This window comes from Chitinimonas sp., assembly GCF_036568685.1.
In the GTDB taxonomy this organism is placed as follows: Bacteria; Pseudomonadota; Gammaproteobacteria; order Burkholderiales; family Chitinimonadaceae; genus Chitinimonas.
In genome coordinates this window covers 1-17,903 of the sequence record NZ_DATCSC010000114.1, presented here as the reverse complement: position 1 = coordinate 17,903, position 17,903 = coordinate 1, and the positions used below count along the sequence as shown (strand labels likewise).

The window sequence follows — 17,903 nt, the reverse complement described above, 5'->3', positions numbered from 1 at the left end:
TCTGGGGTCCGCCACGGTCTGTGGCGGCCCAGCCTTAAGACCCTGAAGAGGAATCTCCATGTCTACCGTTACCCTGCGTGGCAACCCCATCCCCGTCAATGGCACCTTCCCAGCCGTCGGCAGCACCGCTCCGGCCTTCAAGCTGGTCGGCGCCGACCTGGCCGATGTGACGCTGGACAACTACGCTGGCAAGCGCAAGGTGCTCAACATCTTCCCGAGCATCGATACCCCGACCTGCGCCACCTCGACCCGCAAGTTCAACGCCGAAGCCGACAAGGTCGCCAACACCGTGGTGCTGTGCATCTCGGCCGACCTGCCCTTCGCCCAGAAGCGTTTCTGTGGTGCAGAAGGTCTGACCAATGTGGTTACCCTGTCGACCATGCGCGGCCGCGAATTCATCCGCGACTATGGCGTGGACATGGCAGCAGGCCCCTTGGCAGGCGTGACCGCCCGTGCGGTGGTGGTGCTCGATGAGCACAACAAGGTGCTGCATGCCGAGCTGGTGGGCGAGATCGCCGACGAGCCCAACTACGCTGCCGCCCTGGCCGTACTGAAATAAGCGACTAGCCACGGCGCGCAAGCAGGTCACCCCGGGGGTGGCCTGCTTGCTTTTGGGCGAGGCTCAGCCAGCCCAGGCGGCTTCATCCCTGATCACCTGATCACGGCCGGCTTGTTTGGCGCGGTACAAGGCGGCGTCTGCACGGGCCAGCAATTGCTCGGCTCTCTCGCCAGGCTGATGGGTGGCAATGCCGGCGCTGAAGGTACAGCGTATGGCCTGCTCGCCATGCAAACAGACACTGTCCCCCACCTGGGCTCGCAGACGCTGCACGATGCGATGCGCCGTCGCCGGTTCGGTCCGTTCGAAGAGAATCACGAACTCCTCCCCACCCAAGCGGCCCAGGGCATCCTCGTGCCTTAGCAGGGTGCCTGCCAGCCCAGCGAACTGGCGCAATACCGCATCACCCGCGGCATGACCGTGGCGGTCGTTGATGCGCTTGAAGTGGTCAATATCCAGCACCGCCACGCTCAAGGGCTGCGACCCAAGCTGCAGCGACGCCTCAAAGGCCTGCATCCAGGCCCGGCGCGACAAGGTTCCGGTCAGATAGTCGCGGCTGGCAATGCCCTCCAGCCGCGCAGCGATACGATCATGCACCATCATGATCAGACCGACCGACACGGCGGGCATCAACAAACTGCCTATGGTAACGAAGACCATGCTCGCTAGGTTGGCCTCGGCGGCCGCGTGCTCGCCCGACAGCAGCCATATATGCGAGCCGCCCCGCCACAGGTGCAGCCCGGTACACAGCCAAGCCAGGCCGGCCGTGAAGGCGTAGCTATAGCGAGGTCGTTCTCGCGGCCAATAGCGGCCTATGGTCAATGCAATGCAGAGGCTGGCGTAGGCACAGTACAGCGAGCTGGCCAGTACCCGCATGGGGTAGTCGTCGCGCAGGTAATAAAAGCTGGCCATGATCAGCAAGGCCATTACCGCGGGCAGCAGTAGTCGCCAGACCCGTAGCGGCCTGGCGAAATAACACTGACAGCCCAGCACCAGCATGGCGTGACCGGCCAGGTTCAAGGCGTTGGCCAGCACGATGCTGAGCCAGGCCGGCGCCCACGGCCGCAAACAAAAGCCGAGTATGGCCACTGCCAGCATGAGGTTGGCCGCCAGAAAGTAGCGCACGCTCTCATCACGGCGCAGCAGCGAACCTAGCGCCAACAGGTTGAGCAGGCAGAAAAGGCCGGTGATGCCGAGTAATACCAGGGGATCGGTCATGAATTGCTACACTTCGGGCCAGCCGGCAGGCGCAAGGGGCGTTAGTTTCGCGTCCTTGCTGGCATGTCGCCAGTGCAACGCTGTCATGACAGCGGCCTAAGCCGAAAAACACCAGCCAGAACAATTGCTTGTGCTCAACCCAACCTCCTCTTCGATACCGCCGGGCAGCTGGCCAGCTGATCTACTGAGCTGCTCGCCCTGGTTTGCCAGCTTGCAGCCGGTACTAAACCAACTCGGCTGGCAGGCCTTTCCGGACGCGACCGCCTGGGACGCCCTGCCCGCTCATTTGCGGCCCGCCACCAGCCGCGGCCGGCTGGTGCAGTTCGTCGTGCCACCGGCGGACGATGGCGCAGGCTACGAAGTCCGGATCGCCGAGCACGGCCTGGTCGCCACCCGCCAAGACAACTGGCACGACGCCTTCAATGCCTTGTGCTGGCTGGCCTGGCCAGCCAGCAAGGCGGCCCTGAATGCGCTACACCTGCGCGAACTATCGCTACAGACCGGCAAACAGCGCAGCCGGCAGCGTGACCTCGCCACCCTGTTCGACGAATCCGGCCTGGTTCTGGCCTGTGCCGATCCTTTACTCAAGGCGGCGCTGATGGCACATGACTGGCAAACCTTGTTCGTGGCACGTGCGGCCGACTGGGGCCGTCTGGTGGAGCCCTTTGTGCTTGGCCATGCCCTGCTGGAGAAAGGCCTCGCACCCTTTGTCGGCATCGTGGCCAAGGTCATGGTGGTGGAAGTGGCACCCGACTGGTTCACTCAACCCGTGGCGGACAAGCTGCGCCAGTTGGACCGGCATATCGCGGAGCAGCTGACGCATGGCGAGCAACCTCGGCGCGAGGCCATGTGGCCCTTGCCGGTACTGGGCATACCAGGCTGGTGGCCGCTGCAGGATGCTGCCTTCTATGCCGACCAGAGCCATTTTCGTCCTCGCCGGCCGGCCGTTCATCCCCGCTAGCCGCCTTTCGGCCCGCCCTGCCGCAACTCGTCGCATGCCCCTCTACCCGGCCAACTGGGGCGAGTAATTTACGCTCCGCAAACCGGCGATCCCGGTGCATTGGGGAGATAACCATGTTCAGTCCGTTCACCATGGGCCGCCGCCAGCCGGCCCCACCGACCAAACAACCGGCCAAGCTGCGGCCACTGCGGCCCGTCCTGCCACAACCCCTACCGCGTGACCCCATGACCGGGATGGCCTAAGCTCGCGGCATGATTTCCGCACCTCACGCTCCCACCCCGGTCGGGCAAGTCAAACGCGCCCTCTGGCGCAACCTGCTGGTCACGCTGTGCATCAGTACCCTGGCCGGTACCTTCCTCTCGTTGGCCAGCCAATCGCCCCCATGGCGGGTCATGCTCACCATCCACACGGTGGGCTTGAGCGTCTTTGTCGCCATCACGCTGATCTTCAGCGTCATCAAACCCTCGCCACGGCGCGAGCCGATCTATTTCATCGGCGCCATCACCGTGGCTGCGGTGCTCGGTCTGGTGCTGAACTGGCTGCTGCGCTTTCAGCTTGAAGAGCTGCTCAAGATCGTGCGCGAATACCCGGCCGAGCTCTTGGCCAGCCTGCTCTTGATGATGCTGTCGGCCGCCGTGACCGCCAGCATCCTCTGGGGCCGGGAAAAAGCCGGTCGGCTGGAAGCGGCCTACCATGCCGAGCAGGCCAAACGCGGCGAACAGGACAAGCAGTTGATGCAGGCTCAGCTACGCATGCTGCAGGCCCAGATCGAGCCGCACTTCCTGTTCAACACCCTGGCGAGCGTGCAGAGCCTGATCGATGTCTCGCCCGGCACTGCGAAACGCATGCTGGGCCTGTTCAACGACTATCTGCGCGCCTCGCTGGCTCGCACCCGCCACGCCGACGGCACCGTGCGGCAGGAGCTAGACCTCTTGAGCGCCTATCTGGGCATCCTGCAGATCCGCATGGGTGACCGCCTGAATTATGAGATCGACTGCCCCGAGCAGCTGCTCGATAGCACCTTGCCGCCCATGCTGCTGCAACCGTTGGTCGAGAACGCGGTCCGGCACGGATTGGAGCCCAAGGTCGAAGGTGGTACGGTACAAATCCATCTGGCCCGAGTCGGCGACCATCTGGAGGCTACCGTCTGTGACAATGGGCTAGGCCTGCCAGCCGAGGTCCATGGTCAGGGCGTGGGCCTTAGCAACGTGCGCGCCCGCCTCGCCACGCTTTATGGCGATACGGCCCGGCTGACGCTCTCGGCCAACCCGGAGGGCGGCGTGACCGCCCGACTTGAACTGCCTTGCCTGCCCACGCTGCCATGATGAGCCCAACCGCCCTGATCGCCGACGACGAGCCTTTGCTCGCCGACTACCTCAAGACCAAGCTGGCCCTGCTGTGGCCCGAGCTGGAGATCGTCGCGCAGGCCCGCAACGGCCCCGAGGCCGCCGCCGCACTGCGCGAATACGAGCCGGACGTGGCCTTTCTCGATATCAAGATGCCCGGCATGAGCGGCCTGGAGGTGGCTCGTAGCGCCGAAGGCTGCCACTGCGTCTTCGTGACCGCCTTCGACCAATATGCGGTCGAAGCCTTTGAGCGGGATGCCATCGACTACCTGCTCAAGCCCTTCAGCGACGAGCGGCTCAAGCGGGCGGTGGACAAACTGCGTGACAAGCTCGCCAGCCGCCAGCAGCCCAGCCCCAACGGCGCCCTGCTCGACACCCTGCGCGCTGCGCTGGGTAACGGCCACCCTGCCTTGGCAGGCAACCACCGGCTCACCTGGATACGTGCCGGCCAGGGCAATGAGGTCAAGCTGATCGCGGTGGACGATGTCTGTTACTTTCATGCCGCCGACAAATACACTACGGTGCTGACCCGCGACGGCGAGTACCTGATCCGTACCTCGCTAAAGGAACTGCTGGAACAGCTCGATGCCGACCAGTTCTGGCAGGTGCACCGCGCCACCCTCGTCAATGTGCGCGATATCGCCGAAGCAAGCCGCGACTTCACCGGCAAGGTCACCCTCAGCCTCAAGTCCCGGCCCGAGAAGGTCTCGGTCAGCCGCGCCTACGCCCACTTGTTCAAGCAGATGTAGGTATACGGGCAAACAAAAAGGCCGCCCTTTGAGGCGGCCTTTTTGTTTGGGGATTCGTACCGCCAAATCAGGCGGCTTGCGGCAAGGCAAACTGCTGGCGCAGGGCCGCCAGCTTGCGGTCCTTCTCCAGCCAGAGCTCATGCACCCAGGCCTGCACCCGTGCACGGAATACCGGATCGCCGCTGTAATCGCCGTGCACGAAGTCGCGCGGGATGGGCAACTCATTGACCAGCACCACAACCTGCCGAACCCGGCCAGCCAGGAAGTCCCAAAAGCTGGGGATGCCCTCTGGGTAGAAGATGGTCACATCCAGGAGCGACTGGAAGCGCTCACCCATGGCGTTGATTGCCAAGGCAATGCCGCCCGCCTTGGGGCGCAACAGGTACTGGTAGGGAGCATCCTGTTTATCGTGCTTGGCGCGGGTAAAGCGCGTCCCTTCCAGGAAATTGATCACCGAGGTCGGTACCAGCGAGAACTTCTCGCAGGCGCGGCGGGTGGTTTCCTGATCCTGGCCACGCTTTTCAGGGTGCTTCTTCAGAAAGGCCTCGGTGTGGCGCTTCATGAACGGGAAATCCAGCGCCCACCATACCAGGCCGATGATGGGCACAAAGATCAATTCCTTCTTGAGGAAGAACTTCAGGAAGGGGATACGGCCGCGCAGGGAACGCTGCAACACGATGATGTCCACCCAGCTCTGGTGGTTGGAGGCCACCAGGTACCAGCCGCGCAGGTTGAGCTTCTCCAGCCCCTCCACCTGCCAGCGTACGCGCTGTGCCAACGATATCCAGAGGCTGTTGGCGTGCACCCAAGCTTGGCCGAAGGCATTGAGCAGGCGATCCAGCGGCCGGCGTGCCGCCGTAAAGGGCAGGATCAGCTTGAGTACCGCAAAGGTCAGGATCAAGGCACCGAAGAGCAGGACGTTCAGTACCAGGAACAGCGTGGATACCACGCCCAGCAAGGGCGCCGGCAGGAAATTCAGCATGAAGAACTCATCACAACGGGGGAATTGGCCGGCATTGTATAGGCCGACCGGGGTGTTAACAGCATAGACGACAAACGGATCGGGCCGCCGGCTCAGCTTTCCTGGTGGGCGCGCATCAGTCGGATATAGTGCTGGGCGCTGTAGGCAAAGTGGGCGATCTCTTCTTCGGTCAGCGGGCGCACTTCCTTGACCGGCCGACCCAGGTAGAGGTGGCCGGATTTCAGCACCTTGCCCGGTGGCACCAGGCTGCCGGCGCCTATCATCACCCGCGGCTCGATCACTGCCCGGTCCAGCACGATGGTACCGATGCCGATCAGGCACTCGTCACCAATGGTGCAGCCGTGCAGGGTGACCTGGTGGCCGATGGTGACCCGCTCACCGATGATCAGCGGCGCACCCTGCGGATCTTCCGGCCGCTTGTGGCTGACATGCAGGCAGGCGAGATCCTGGACGTTGGAATCCTTGCCGATATGGATATGGTTGACGTCGCCGCGCACGATGGCGCCGGGCCAGACCGAGGCGTTCTCGCCCAGCACGACCTCACCCACCACCACGGCTGACTCGTCGACATAGGCCGAATCCGGCACCACGGGTGTGATGCCCTTGAAGGAACGAATAGCCATGCGGGAAACTCCACTGAAATCAGGCGGTCGAGTATAGCTGAGCCGACGCCTTTTTCCGCGCAGGGTAAACTTGCGGCTATCGCCGGGCAGGGTCAGCTTGCTTTGCCCCGCAACGCCCGCATCTAGGACTACAAGCGCAATCCGCCGACATAGAAAGCCCAAGCGATGAGCAATCCCCTACTCGACTTTTCCGGCCTGCCGCGCTTTGCGGATATCCAGCCCGACCACATCACGCCGGCTATCGACAGCCTGCTCGAGACCGCTCGCGCCGCAGTGCGCGCGGCCGAGACCGTCTCGCCGGTGAGCTGGGACAGCTTTGTCCGCCCGCTGGACGATGCCAGCGAGCGACTGGGTCGTGCCTGGGGCCAGGTTGGCCACCTCAATGCCGTGGTCAACACGCCGGCCATCCGCGATGCCTACAACGCCAACCTGCCCAAGCTGAGCCAGTTCGGTGCCGAAGTGGGGCAGAACCTGGTGTTGTTCGGCCAGTACAAGCGGCTGGCCGCCAGCGCCGAATATGCCGGCTATGACGCGGCGCAAAAGCGCATCGTCGAAAACGCTTTGCGCGACTTCCGCCTGGGCGGCGCGGAGCTGCCGGAAGCCGACAAGCCGCGCTTTACCGCGATCAAGGAAGAGCTGGCGACCTTGTCGGCCAAGTTCGAGCAGAACCTGCTCGACGCTACCGACGCCTATAGCTTGTACGTGGAAGACGTAGCCGAGCTGGCCGGGCTGCCCGAGGACGTACTGGCCATGTGCCGCGCCCAGGCCGAGAAGGACGGCAAGCCCGGCTACAAGCTGAGCCTGCATATGCCGGTCTACCTGCCGGTGCAAAGCTATGCCGACAACCGCGCCCTGCGCGAACAACTCTACCGCGCCTACAGCACCCGCGCCGCCGAGTTTGGTCCGGCCGAGTGGGACAATACCGCCGCCATCGACCGCATCCTCACCCTGCGCAAGGAACTGGCGCAGATGCTGGGCTTTGCCAGCTACGCCGAATACTCGGTCGCCACCAAGATGGCCGATACACCCGACGAGGTGCTGAGCTTCCTGCGAGACCTGGCGCGCCGTGCCAAGCCCTATGCTCAGCGCGATCGCAGCGAACTGGAGGCCTTTGCCCGTGAGCAGCTGGGTCTGGCCAGCATCGAGAGCTGGGACTTGGGCTACGTCAGCGAAAAACTCAAGGAGGCGCGTTACAGCTTCTCGGAGCATGAGGTGAAGCAATACTTCACCGAGCCCAAGGTGCTGAGCGGCCTCTTTGACGTGATCGAATCGCTGTACGGCCTCAAGGCCGAGCTCGATAGCGCGCCGGTGTGGCACCCTGACGTGCGTTTCTACCGCCTGAGCCGGGCCGATGGCAGCCTGGTGGGTCAGTTCTACTTCGACCTCTATGCCCGCGAAGGCAAGCGCGGCGGCGCCTGGATGGACGACTGCCGCAATCGCCGCCAGACCCAGGCCGGCGTGCAGACGCCGCTGGTCTACCTGACCTGCAACTTCGGCGCCGGCGTGGATGGCAAGCCCGCCACCTTCAGCCATGACGAAGTGATCACCCTGTTCCACGAGATGGGCCACGGTCTGCACCAGCTGCTGACAGAGGTCGGTGAGCTCGGCGTGGCCGGCATCAACGGCGTGGAATGGGATGCAGTAGAGTTGCCCAGCCAGTTCATGGAGAACTTCTGCTGGGAGTGGGAGCGCCTCTTGGCCATGACCCAGCATGTGGACAGCGGCAAGCCGCTGCCGCGCGCCCTCTACGACAAGATGCTGGCAGCCAAGAACTACCAGGCCGGCATGATCACGGTGCGACAGCTGGAGTTTGGCCTCTTCGACATGGAATTGCACAGCCGGTATGAAGCCGGCAAGGAAAGCGTGCTGCAATTGTTGGCACGGGTGCGCGACGAGGTGGCGGTGAACATCCCGCCGGCCTGGAACCGCTTTCCCAACTTGTTCAGCCATATCTTTGCCGGTGGCTATGCAGCTGGCTACTACAGCTACAAATGGGCCGAGGTGCTAAGCGCCGACGCCTACGCGGCCTTTGAAGAGACCCCGGCCGAGATCCGCCTGACCGGCGAGCGCTTCCGTCGCGAAGTGCTGGCGGTGGGCGGCAGCCGGCCGGCCATGGAGAGCTTCAAGGCCTTCCGCGGTCGGGCGCCACAGATCGACGCGTTGCTGCGGCATAGCGGCATGGCGGGGTGATGCTGGCGACGGCTGGCGGCATGCGCCACCGCCAACAAAAAACCCGGCCTAGGCCGGGTTTTTTGTTGCTTGCTTAACGCCTGGATCAGAAGGCGCCCTGCACACCGATGGAGAAGGAGTCGCGCTTCTCGTCGCCGGCGCTGACGGTCTTGCTGTAAGCCCCGTAGATGCTCAAGGTCTTGCTGAGCTTGGCACGAGCACCGATGTTCAGCACGCCGTAGCTGTTGTCAGGGGTGAAGACTTCAGTGTCGAAAGTCGCAGCCTGACCGACCAGGGCAGCGTTGACATGGCGGTCCTTATCCTTGCTGTCGTGGTAGTACATGGCCGAACCGAAGGGTTGGAACATGCCCAGATCGGCTTCCACCTTGGCGCCCAGACCGGCCAGCAACGAGTCGACGCGCTGACGCTCATAGCGCATGGAGGTGCTGCAGCTGGTAGCGCCAACAACGTCGGCGCAGTTTTCCGAGTAGCCGCCGACCTTGTTCTCGCGGTAGGCCAGGCTGACGGTCGGCGACACGCTGACCTTGCCCAGCGAAACGAGGTAGCTGCCGGCCACACGGAAGCCAAGCTGGCTGCCACGGGCATCGGCGCTTTCCACACGATGCAGCGCGCCGAGCTGTACGTTGCGGTGCACGTCGTTGAAGCGGGTCGAACCCATGAAGACATCGCCGACCACGCTGATCGCGCCAATATCCTGACGAGCAAACAAGGACAGCAGGTGGTTGGCGGCCTTGAAGCCGCCCACATCACCGGCGAAGTCAGTCTTGTTGTGCGCATAGGTGTAGGCCACGCCAACCGCGGTATTACCGCCGGCCTGGTAGTCCAGACCCACGGTCACGGCGGTGTTGCTGCCATCGCTCTGCAGCGCGCCGTTGTTGGCATCCTGATCGTTGTTCAGGCGGCTGACACGGGCGAAGCCATCCAGCGCGCCGACGGAACGAGCCTGGCCGGCACGCTCGTCCAGTGCGGCCTGGGCGGCGTTGACGGCGACCGGCTGGTTGTTGACCAGCTGGGCGGCGTAGTACGGTGCGTCCAGGGTAGAGGTGATCAGCTGGGCCAGGATGGCGTGGGTCTGCGGGGTGGGGTGGAAACCATCCGAGAAGAAGAAGTTCTTGCTCGAATCGTAGCCGGGTGCACCCTGTACGCAGGCGTTGGCACTGGCCGCGCAGGCAGTACCGGTCACGTTGTCAAAGCCAAAGGCCTTGGGGTTGGCCAGGGCTTCAGCCATCAGCTTGTTCATGTCGATGGCCACCACATTGCCGACCTGGCCCAGGCTACCGTTGAGGGCAGCGTTGAACACCGAATTGGCCAGGCTGGAGGCGGAAACCGAGGCAGTTGCCCAGGTGCCATAGACCTTGCCCTGGATATTGGCGACCAGGGTGGGGGTCAGCGCCAGCGGCACGCCGGCCTTGAGCTGGGCAGCCTGGGTGGCGTCGATCACACCGGCTGCGACCAGCGCATCCACGGCCGCATTGGCGGCGGTGGTGGCGTAGCTCTTGGCGATGGCGTTCTCGGCGCCGCTACCGGCAGCCTGGTAGGCGGCGGTCTGTGCGGCCGGGTCGGCGCCACCGGCATTGAGCGCGGTACGTACGGCTGCGGTGCCGGCGGTTTTCATGTTGGAGAGGGTGCTGGCCTGGCCGCTGGCGGTCTGGATGGCACCGCTCATCAGGCCGATCAGCGCGGCATTGCCGCTCTGGCCGATCCGCTGGGCAATGGCGCCGGCCACGGTATTGGCCGTGGTGGCGTTGTTCACGCCGGCGTAGAAGGCGGTTGCCACGCCATCCGACACGGTATTGACCAGGGTCGGGGTACGGCCGATGTCGACCGCGTTACCGACGATGATGTGCTTGGCACCGGCGGCCTTGAGGGCGCCAACCTGTTGCACCACGGCGGCGACAGCCTGACCGGCCACGGTCTGGGCGGTAGCCGGGTTGGTCAGTGCGGCGGCCAGATCGTTGTTACCGCCCCAGACCATATACAGTGCATTGGGGTCGGCCTTGCCGCCGTTGGCAGCCAGGTAGGTGGAGATCTGGAAGGGCAGGAGCTTGCCGTTGCGCAGCGGGTCGGCCGGGTCCAGGCTGCTGCTCAGCATGGCGCCACCACCTTCGGCAAAGTCATTGGCACCGGCGGTCACCTTGCCAGCCAAGAGGTCGGTGACCAGGGCCGGGTTGAGCTTGTAGCCGTACTTGCGGGCCAGGATATCGGCGTACAGGTCGTTGACCGAGCCGTCCGGCTTACGCACGGTCCAGCGGTTGCCCTGCGGTACGCCGGGCAGCCCGTAGTAGGCGCCGGCATCGGTCAGGCTGTCGCCGAAGAAGATCACATTGGAATAGCTGCCGGCGGCCTGGGCAGCCGGGACAAAGGCAGCCGCGACCAAGGCGGAGGTGATGACGGTGCGTGCAAGACCGAAGCGTTTCATAGGATGTCTCTCTCCTGGAGGGGTTCAGGCTTTAGAATTTGTATTGCCCTGGCGGCGCCTTGGTCTAGCGCTTGGCCGATATGCCGGACACAGGTCGGGTTTCTGGCCGCAACCCGCATGGGGCTTGGTCTGGCGGGCAATGGACCGCTGCCACTATATGTCATTTCAGAGTTATTACACTAGATGCAAAGACAAGACATCGATGTCGTCGTGATTGGTGCCGGCGCTGCCGGCATGATGGCCGCCGCCAGTGCAAGCCAGCGTGGACGCGGGGTTGCACTGATCGACCATAGCGAGCGCTTGGCCGAGAAAATTCGCATCTCCGGCGGCGGGCGTTGCAATTTCACCAATACCCAGGCTGCCGCTGACCGCTATCTGTCGCGTAATCCGCACTTCTGCAAATCGGCGTTGGCGCAGTACAGCCAGCACGATTTCATCGACCTGGTGAACCGCTACGGCGTGGCCTGGCATGAAAAGAAGCTGGGCCAGCTGTTCTGCGACGATTCGGCGCAGAACATCATCGATCTACTCAAGGCCGAATGTGATCTGGTCGGCATCGAGTGGCGCATGGGCACAAGCATTGCAAGCGTGGAAGCGCTCGACGGCGGCTTTGTGGTGCGTACCAACCGGGAGACCTGGCATTGCCAGAGCCTGGTGATCGCCACCGGGGGCCTGTCCATCCCCCCCATCGGTGCCACCGGCTTCGGTTACGACCTGGCCCGGCAGTTCGACCTGCCGGTCACACCGCTGGCGGCGGGGCTGGTGCCGCTGACCTTCGAGCCCAAGGACCTCTACGGCGAACTGGCCGGGGTATCGCTCGATTGCGAAGCCCACGGTGGCGACGGGCCCAGCTTTCGCGAGAACGTGCTGTTCACCCACCGCGGCGTCTCCGGCCCCGCCATCCTGCAGATATCCTCCTACTGGACGCCCGGCCGCGAGATCAGCCTGGACCTCTTGCCTGGCCGCGACGTCAGCCAGTTGTTCGAAGAGGCGCGGCGTTCCGACATGCTCCTGCCCAATGTGCTGGCGGACTGGCTGCCCAAGCGCTTTGCCCAGGCTTTCTGCGCCGCCCATGGCGAGGTCAAGCCCATGAAGCAGTACCAGGTTGCAGAGCTGGCGGCATTGGCCAACCACTTGCACGACTGGCGGGTCAAGCCCAGCGGCAGCGAAGGTTACAAGAAGGCCGAAGTCACCCGTGGCGGGGTGGATACCGACGCGCTATCCAGCAAGACCATGATGGCCCGCAAGGTGCCCGGCCTCTATTTCGTTGGTGAGGTGGTGGACGTAACCGGCTGGCTGGGGGGTTACAACTTCCAGTGGGCGTGGTCTTCGGGGTGGGTGGCTGGCCAGCACGCGTAGGGCCTGGGCTTATTTACGTCGCATGTTCGATACGTTCAGCGCAGGCGCCCGGGGACCCGGGCGCTAATCATTTGTGATGACTGAAAGATTGGCCCTACTCTTGATTTAGTCCCTACCCCCTCCGCCCCCCGCCCGCCGGCGGGGGAGCCTCGCTACGCTCGAGCCGTGGATGAAACTGGCGGCAGTCAATATCGACGTATTCGCTGCGCCCGGGTAACCCGGGCGTTAACCTTTTATGTGTGCTGAAACATGGCTCTCGCCTTGCTTTAGTCCCGCCCCCTCCGCCCCCGCCCGCCGGCCGGGGAACCTCGCTACGCTCGCGGGTGCTTTGAATAAGCGCTAATTGCGGCTCCCTTGATCCCCGGTCGGAGTCTCATCTCCAAAGTCGTTGCTACTCAGCCCTTGGGTACGGCTGGCGGAGCCGGCGGTGCGGGTGGGGCCTTGGGTGGCATGGGTGGCTTGGGCAGGTCGGCCAGGACGTCGCGCAGCTGGTAGTCGGCCGGGACCTTGAAGAGGGCGCTGTCGGGTTCGCTACGTTTGAGCTTGGCCAGCCTGTAGCTCGATTCGCCGGTGCGTGGGTCGCGGGTGGTGGTGGCCAGTACCAGTTTCAGCTCGGGAGCGTACCAGCGCTCGGTGACGATCTGGATGGGCTTTTCGTTGCCGACGCGGCCGGCCGGGATGACCCGGGTGTACTCGCTGCCCTCGGCCTTGACCCCATCCATGTCCTTGTTGCCGAGCGAGCGGGTGGAGGGGGCGCCCTCCCCTTCACCACCCATGACCACAATGCGGGTAGCGGACGCGCCCTTGAGGTCACCCAGCTTGACTATACGTTCCTGGGTCAGCACCTTGCCTTCCTTGTCGGTACCCACGGTACGGTTGACGACGACCCGCTCGCCACCGCCCTTGCCCCAGGGCAGCTTGGTCGCCTTTTTGCTGGCGGGGCTCAGGAGGTAGTGCGCCCCCGCCACCGGATCGAAGATAAAGACCTGCCGCACGCTGCCGTCGTCGGCCAGGATCTCCTGGCGGGTACGGCCCTGCTCGTCGCGGTACAGCCGGGTGGTGGAGCGCTTGATCAGGCGGTTACCGTCGAGCAGCGTCTGCACGCGTTCGGTCTGCGCCTCGGCGCTATAAGGGGCTCCAGCGACGGTTGCGCCACCTGCAGCGAACTCCTGGCCGGTGAAGGCCATGGCCCCCTCGACCATGCCGGAGATATCCGGCAGCTGCAGATTGATCACTTCTGGCAGCGGCGGGATCGGTGGAATCGGGGGGATAGGCGCCATGGGTGCCACCTGACCATCCTCGCCTACCCGGGTGATCACGATGCGCTTCTCCACCACATTGCGGGTGCGCTCAACGGGTGCCGCCTTGGGCGCCGTCGCCGTCTCGGCAGCCAGCAACAGCGGCACATCCTCGGCCAGTGCAGTGGCCGGCAGCCCCAGCAGCAGAGCCAGGCCCAGCGGTTTCAGGAGGGTATTCATGGTGCGTCCTCTACATCAGATGATGATTGCCGCGCACAAAGCGCAGCGCCAGGGTGCTGCCATCGTCGGCAACCAGAATGTCGGCCTCGATGGGTTGATCGGCCAAGGCCGGATTGACCGGCAGGCCATAGCTGACCAGGGCGGCTCGCGGCATGGTCACCCGCACCATGCGCGCATGGTCTGCCGCCTGGATGCGGGCTGGGTCACCGACCGGGAAGAAAGCGGTTGCCAGCTCTTCGCCCGTGGTTTGCTGCGCCGCAGCCTCGATCGTGCTGGGCGCCAGCGGCCCCCGCTGCAGCAGCAGGGGGCGTAGCCAGAGCATGGCGGCCAAGGCGGCCACGCAGGCGCCCCCCAGCGGCAGCCAGAGATTGCGTTCCTGCCTTAGCCACTCCAGCAGGCGGGCGTGCAGCTTGGGTGCGGGTGCATAGGCTTGCCGGTAGCTCGCCAGCAGCTGTGCTTCCAGTGCGTCGGGGGCCCGCAGCTCAGCCAGGGCTTGCCGCAGCGGCGCGTAGGCCGCCGACAGTTCAGTCTCGTGGCGGGTCATGATGTCGTCTCCAAACCGGCTGACTGTGCACTGAGCAAGTGGCCGGCAAGCGCCGCGCGGGCGCGGTTGAGTCGGGACCGTACCGTCCCCAGCGGGCAACCGATCACGGCTGCCGCGTCCTGGTAAGGCAGCTCCTGCAGATCGCACAACACCACCACCTCGCGGTAGGCAAAGGGCAGCGCGGCGATGGCGGTGCGCAGGCTGGCCAACGTCTCCGCCGACAACAAGCCGGCCAGCGGACTACCGGTGTGCTCGGCATCGCCATCCTCGTCCTCACCAGCGGCATCCGGTTCAAGATCGGGCAACGGCGCATGAACCAAGCCGCGCCGCACGTGGTTGCGCGCCACGCCCATCAAAAAGGCCGGCAAGGCCCCCTTGGCCGGGTCGTAACTGGCCGGCGCATGGATCAGCAGCAGGAAGGCTTCCTGGGTCGCGTCCGCCGCCACACCGCTTGCCCCGCAGAGCATCAGGGCGAAGCGATAGACCGCATCCTTGTAGCGGCGGTAGAGCTGAGCAAAGGCAGCTTCATCCCCGTGCTGGAGGCGTTGGTGGAGCTCGGCGTCGGCAAGCGTGGCGGTCGGGTTCACGGTGGGCAGGGTACGTTTGTCTAAACGTATTCAGCCGAGCGGGGGGAAAGGTTCCAGCCAGCACAAAAAAACGGCCGGTACCGGTCTGGAAAGGGCCGTCCACTGCGTTGTGAACCTAAGCAATAGCAGGCTATTGCCATCGCTCGACGCCTTGTGCCAGGCCCTTTCCAGACCGGCACCAAGAGCTAGGATTTTGAGCTGGCGCCTAGCTCGCCGGACTGTCGGAGCCCTCGCTGGCCATCTGGCGCGAGAGTCGCTGCGCCAAGCCTTCGTCCGGGGGTACGATGCGCGCCAGGCAGGTCTCGGCCTGGGCCTTGAAGGCCGGCTCCTTGTGCTCCAGGAAGGCCTTTGCCGCGGCATTGGCGGCCGCCGCCAGCAGCCGGTTGTTACGGGTGCGCTCGCCCTCACGGGTCAGCCGCTCCACGGCTGCGCGAAAGTTGCCATCCTTGACCAGTTGGGCCGCCTGGTTGGTGATCTGGGCGACGAATTCACCCGCCTTGGCGACAACCTCCGTCAAACGGGTACGTCTTGCGAGCGGTTGGGTCAGCAGTTCCTCCGCCTGTCGGCCGGTGACAAAACGCACCGCGATGGGTTGCACCCACTCGACCAGGGTGCCGGCGATATCGTCGGCATACAGACGGTCGACCACCTTGAGATAGTCCAGGGCAAAGGTGAAGGTGAAATCCGGTGCGCTCCAGTGTTCGGCCAGCTTGCGCAGGATGTCGATGGCCGAGAGCGGTTCGCGGCGGGCGATCGCCTCGGTCGCCAGCGCCATCTGGCCATACCAGTCACCCTGCTGGCCATCGGTCGGCGTAGCGTCGGCCTTGTGCTTGGCTGCCAGCTGCTTGACCAGACTGGCCGCATCCGGCGCCTGGCCCTTGTCGTACTGCAATAGCACCAGGTGAAAGATGGTGCGGTAGTCGAGGTCCACCGCCTTGCCGTTGATGCGTACCGCCCGTTCCAGGTACTCGGCCGCCTTGGTGGCGTCCCCCAGGCTGTAGGCCAGCTGCCCGGCCCGTTGCAATCGTTTGAGGCTGTTGGGGGTGATCTTGATCGCCTGTTCGGTGATCTCCAGCGCCTCGGCATAGCGCTCGTCCGCAAGATAGAAGTCGACCAACTGGTTGTAGACCGGCAGGTAACGGAAATGCTGGTTGATGATGTCCAGCATCGCCCCTTCGGCTGTCTCCTTATCGTCCTGGCGCAACGCGACCTTGGCCAGGCCGAGCTTGGCCCAGGCCGGATTGCGAGTCTCCAGAATGCGCTTGTACATGGCCGCCGCTTCTTCATAGCGGCCCAGCCGGTACAGGATGTTGGCCGACAGGCGGATGATGTCCGCCAGATACGGCGTCTTCATCTGCATCATCTGCTGGGCGACCTTGAGGGCCTTGTTGTAGTGCTGCTCGTTGAGCGCCTCGTAGATCTCCATCAAGGCCTGCCGGCGCAGAAAGGCCTTCTCTATGCGCTCGGCCAACTCGCCAGCCTGTACCGGCTTGAGCATATAGTCGTCCGGCGTTTCCTCGGCCACATTGACCACCCGGCTGTAGGCGGCCTCGGCGGTGACCACAAAGAATAGCGTCGACAAGGGTAGCGCCTTGCGCGCGCGCATTTCCTCCAGCAGATCCTGGCCGGTTTCTTCCGAGTCGAAGTGGTATTCGCACAGCACGATGTCGTATTTGCCGTCTAGTAGACGGCGCCGCGCCTCGCTGATGGTGGAGGCGGTATCGATGCGACTGACATCGCAGCCCTGCAAGATGGCCCGCAGCGACAGGCGGACGGTGGAGGATGGGTCGGCGACCAAAGCCGCCAGGGCGCGTTGTTGCATGGACTATCCCGGTTTATGCAGCGAGCCACAGACAGGGGGTCCGCTGGGCCGGCGCGTGCCGGCCCAGCGACGATCAACGATTCACGACCAGCACGCGGGCATCGAGCGCTCGACCCAGCGAGAACTCAAGGCGACCACCCTCTGGCACGCCGGCCAGGGAGATACGGGCGCTGCCACCGGTCAAACCTTGCGACAGCACCGTGCGGGTGCTGCCCACATGCGTGACCGACAAACGCGGATACGCTGCGGCATTCCAGCTCAGGCGCAGCTCGCCACCGGCTTCGCGCCAATCAACGCTGGGCGCCCCTGCACCGCCCACCCGGTCGGCCTGGGCCAGCGCTTCCTGTGGCAGAACGCGCCCGTCCTTCAGCACCTCCAGCTTGGCCAACTCGCCGGTATAGGGCACGGCCAGATGGAAGGCGACGGCATTGCTGTCCGGCATGGGGACGGTACGCAGGCGCTGTTCCTGCACCGAACCATCGGCCAGGGTCAACCGCAACACATGGCTGCCGCCGGCATACAGTACCGGCTGGCCACGGCTGGCCGAGAGCGGGCTGAAATGCACCACGCCGGCAGCATCGACATAACCACGGATACGCAAGAGGTCGGTCTCTGCGGCCGCACCGGCGATCAGCGGATAGCCATTGCTCTCCAGCCAGGTCTGGGTGCCGCGGTAGTTGTAGTCCGAGAACCAGGTACCACTACAGTAGCCCATCACATCGGTCTGGCCGTTAGGGCTATACAGCGTGCCGGTATTGCTGTCGTACAAGGGCGTACTGCTCAGCACGCCGTTGGCGTAGGGATAGCTGGTATCGACCGCGGTGGGGTTGCCGCAAGGCGCATGACCACGGCTGAAGTTATGGCCCAGCTCGTGCACCATGGTCCGCTCCCACTCGTTGTAGCGGGCATCAAGGCCGACGGCGGAATCGGCGCGCAGGAAGCCCGGGCCATTCTGGTAACCCAGGCCCACGGTCTGTGCGCCCGTCAGGCTGGGTCGAGGCACAAAGCCGAAGTAGTGCCGGGTCGGTGCTTCCTGGCCACGAAGGTCCTCCACCTCGCTGAGTATCTT

The 17,903-nt window shown here is 64.4% G+C and carries 16 protein-coding genes; 7 read left to right on the top strand and 9 right to left on the bottom strand.

From position 1 onward, the window contains the following. Window positions 1-58: 58 nt before the first annotated feature. Entirely contained in the window at window positions 59-559 is a 501-nt protein-coding gene (gene tpx, locus VIM95_RS16085; protein WP_331987712.1) for a thiol peroxidase, read from the top strand. A gap of 63 nt (window positions 560-622) precedes the next feature. Here tpx and VIM95_RS16080 read toward each other — a convergent pair whose 3' ends face one another. Beyond that, window positions 623-1,774 carry a GGDEF domain-containing protein gene (locus VIM95_RS16080; protein WP_331987710.1) on the bottom strand — a complete coding sequence of 384 codons (1,152 nt, stop codon included), beginning with the start codon at window positions 1,772-1,774 and terminating at the stop codon, window positions 623-625. Window positions 1,775-1,985: 211 nt separating this feature from the next. On the opposite strand from VIM95_RS16080, the gene VIM95_RS16075 reads away from it, so the two are divergent. The 4 genes from VIM95_RS16075 (at window position 1,986) to VIM95_RS16060 (ending at window position 4,830) form a co-directional block, all read left to right on the top strand. Next, complete coding sequence (locus VIM95_RS16075) at window positions 1,986-2,735, top strand: DUF3025 domain-containing protein (RefSeq protein WP_331987708.1); 750 nt, start codon at window positions 1,986-1,988, stop codon at window positions 2,733-2,735. 113 nt (window positions 2,736-2,848) lie between these two features. Next, window positions 2,849-2,977, top strand: coding sequence for a hypothetical protein (locus VIM95_RS16070; RefSeq protein ID WP_331987706.1), 129 nt, complete (start codon window positions 2,849-2,851; stop codon window positions 2,975-2,977). A 9-nt stretch (window positions 2,978-2,986) separates the two neighbouring features. After that, a complete protein-coding gene (locus tag VIM95_RS16065) occupies window positions 2,987-4,060 on the top strand; it encodes a sensor histidine kinase (RefSeq protein ID WP_331987704.1) in 1,074 nt (357 codons plus the stop codon). Next, window positions 4,039-4,830, top strand: a complete 792-nt coding sequence (locus tag VIM95_RS16060) for a LytTR family DNA-binding domain-containing protein (RefSeq protein ID WP_331987702.1) — start codon at window positions 4,039-4,041, stop codon at window positions 4,828-4,830. Before VIM95_RS16065 ends, VIM95_RS16060 begins: the two co-directional genes overlap by 22 nt. A 67-nt stretch (window positions 4,831-4,897) precedes the next feature. Here VIM95_RS16060 and VIM95_RS16055 read toward each other — a convergent pair whose 3' ends face one another. Both VIM95_RS16055 and VIM95_RS16050 read right to left on the bottom strand, forming a co-directional pair. Next, on the bottom strand, window positions 4,898-5,812 hold the full coding sequence (locus VIM95_RS16055) for an acyltransferase (protein WP_331987700.1): 915 nt from the start codon (window positions 5,810-5,812) through the stop codon (window positions 4,898-4,900). Window positions 5,813-5,904: 92 nt separating this feature from the next. Beyond that, a complete protein-coding gene (locus VIM95_RS16050) occupies window positions 5,905-6,435 on the bottom strand; it encodes a gamma carbonic anhydrase family protein (protein ID WP_331987698.1) in 531 nt (176 codons plus the stop codon). A 165-nt stretch (window positions 6,436-6,600) separates the two neighbouring features. Here VIM95_RS16050 and VIM95_RS16045 point away from each other — a divergent pair, with 165 nt between their 5' ends. Beyond that, entirely contained in the window at window positions 6,601-8,625 is a 2,025-nt protein-coding gene (locus VIM95_RS16045) for a M3 family metallopeptidase (RefSeq protein ID WP_331987696.1), read from the top strand. Window positions 8,626-8,710: 85 nt separating this feature from the next. On the opposite strand, the gene VIM95_RS16040 is transcribed toward VIM95_RS16045, so the two are convergent. Next, window positions 8,711-11,044 carry an autotransporter domain-containing protein gene (locus tag VIM95_RS16040; RefSeq protein WP_331987694.1) on the bottom strand — a complete coding sequence of 778 codons (2,334 nt, stop codon included), beginning with the start codon at window positions 11,042-11,044 and terminating at the stop codon, window positions 8,711-8,713. A gap of 183 nt (window positions 11,045-11,227) precedes the next feature. Between VIM95_RS16040 and VIM95_RS16035 the strand changes: the two genes are divergently transcribed. Continuing rightward, on the top strand, window positions 11,228-12,403 hold the full coding sequence (locus VIM95_RS16035) for an NAD(P)/FAD-dependent oxidoreductase (RefSeq protein ID WP_331987692.1): 1,176 nt from the start codon (window positions 11,228-11,230) through the stop codon (window positions 12,401-12,403). A gap of 395 nt (window positions 12,404-12,798) precedes the next feature. Here VIM95_RS16035 and VIM95_RS16030 read toward each other — a convergent pair whose 3' ends face one another. The 5 genes from VIM95_RS16030 to VIM95_RS16010 form a co-directional block, all read right to left on the bottom strand. Then, window positions 12,799-13,881: a hypothetical protein gene (locus VIM95_RS16030; RefSeq protein WP_331987690.1), complete on the bottom strand. Its 1,083-nt coding sequence runs from the start codon at window positions 13,879-13,881 to the stop codon at window positions 12,799-12,801. A gap of 10 nt (window positions 13,882-13,891) precedes the next feature. Then, window positions 13,892-14,425, bottom strand: a complete 534-nt coding sequence (locus VIM95_RS16025; protein WP_331987688.1) for a hypothetical protein — start codon at window positions 14,423-14,425, stop codon at window positions 13,892-13,894. After that, a complete protein-coding gene (locus VIM95_RS16020; protein ID WP_331987686.1) occupies window positions 14,422-15,012 on the bottom strand; it encodes an RNA polymerase sigma factor in 591 nt (196 codons plus the stop codon). The genes VIM95_RS16025 and VIM95_RS16020 overlap by 4 nt, the downstream gene beginning before the upstream one ends. Before the next feature lie 205 nt (window positions 15,013-15,217). After that, window positions 15,218-16,834: a response regulator gene (locus VIM95_RS16015; protein ID WP_331987684.1), complete on the bottom strand. Its 1,617-nt coding sequence runs from the start codon at window positions 16,832-16,834 to the stop codon at window positions 15,218-15,220. Window positions 16,835-16,907: 73 nt separating this feature from the next. Beyond that, window positions 16,908-17,903 (bottom strand): M66 family metalloprotease (locus VIM95_RS16010; RefSeq protein ID WP_331987682.1); only part of this gene is annotated, 996 nt, incomplete at its 5' end.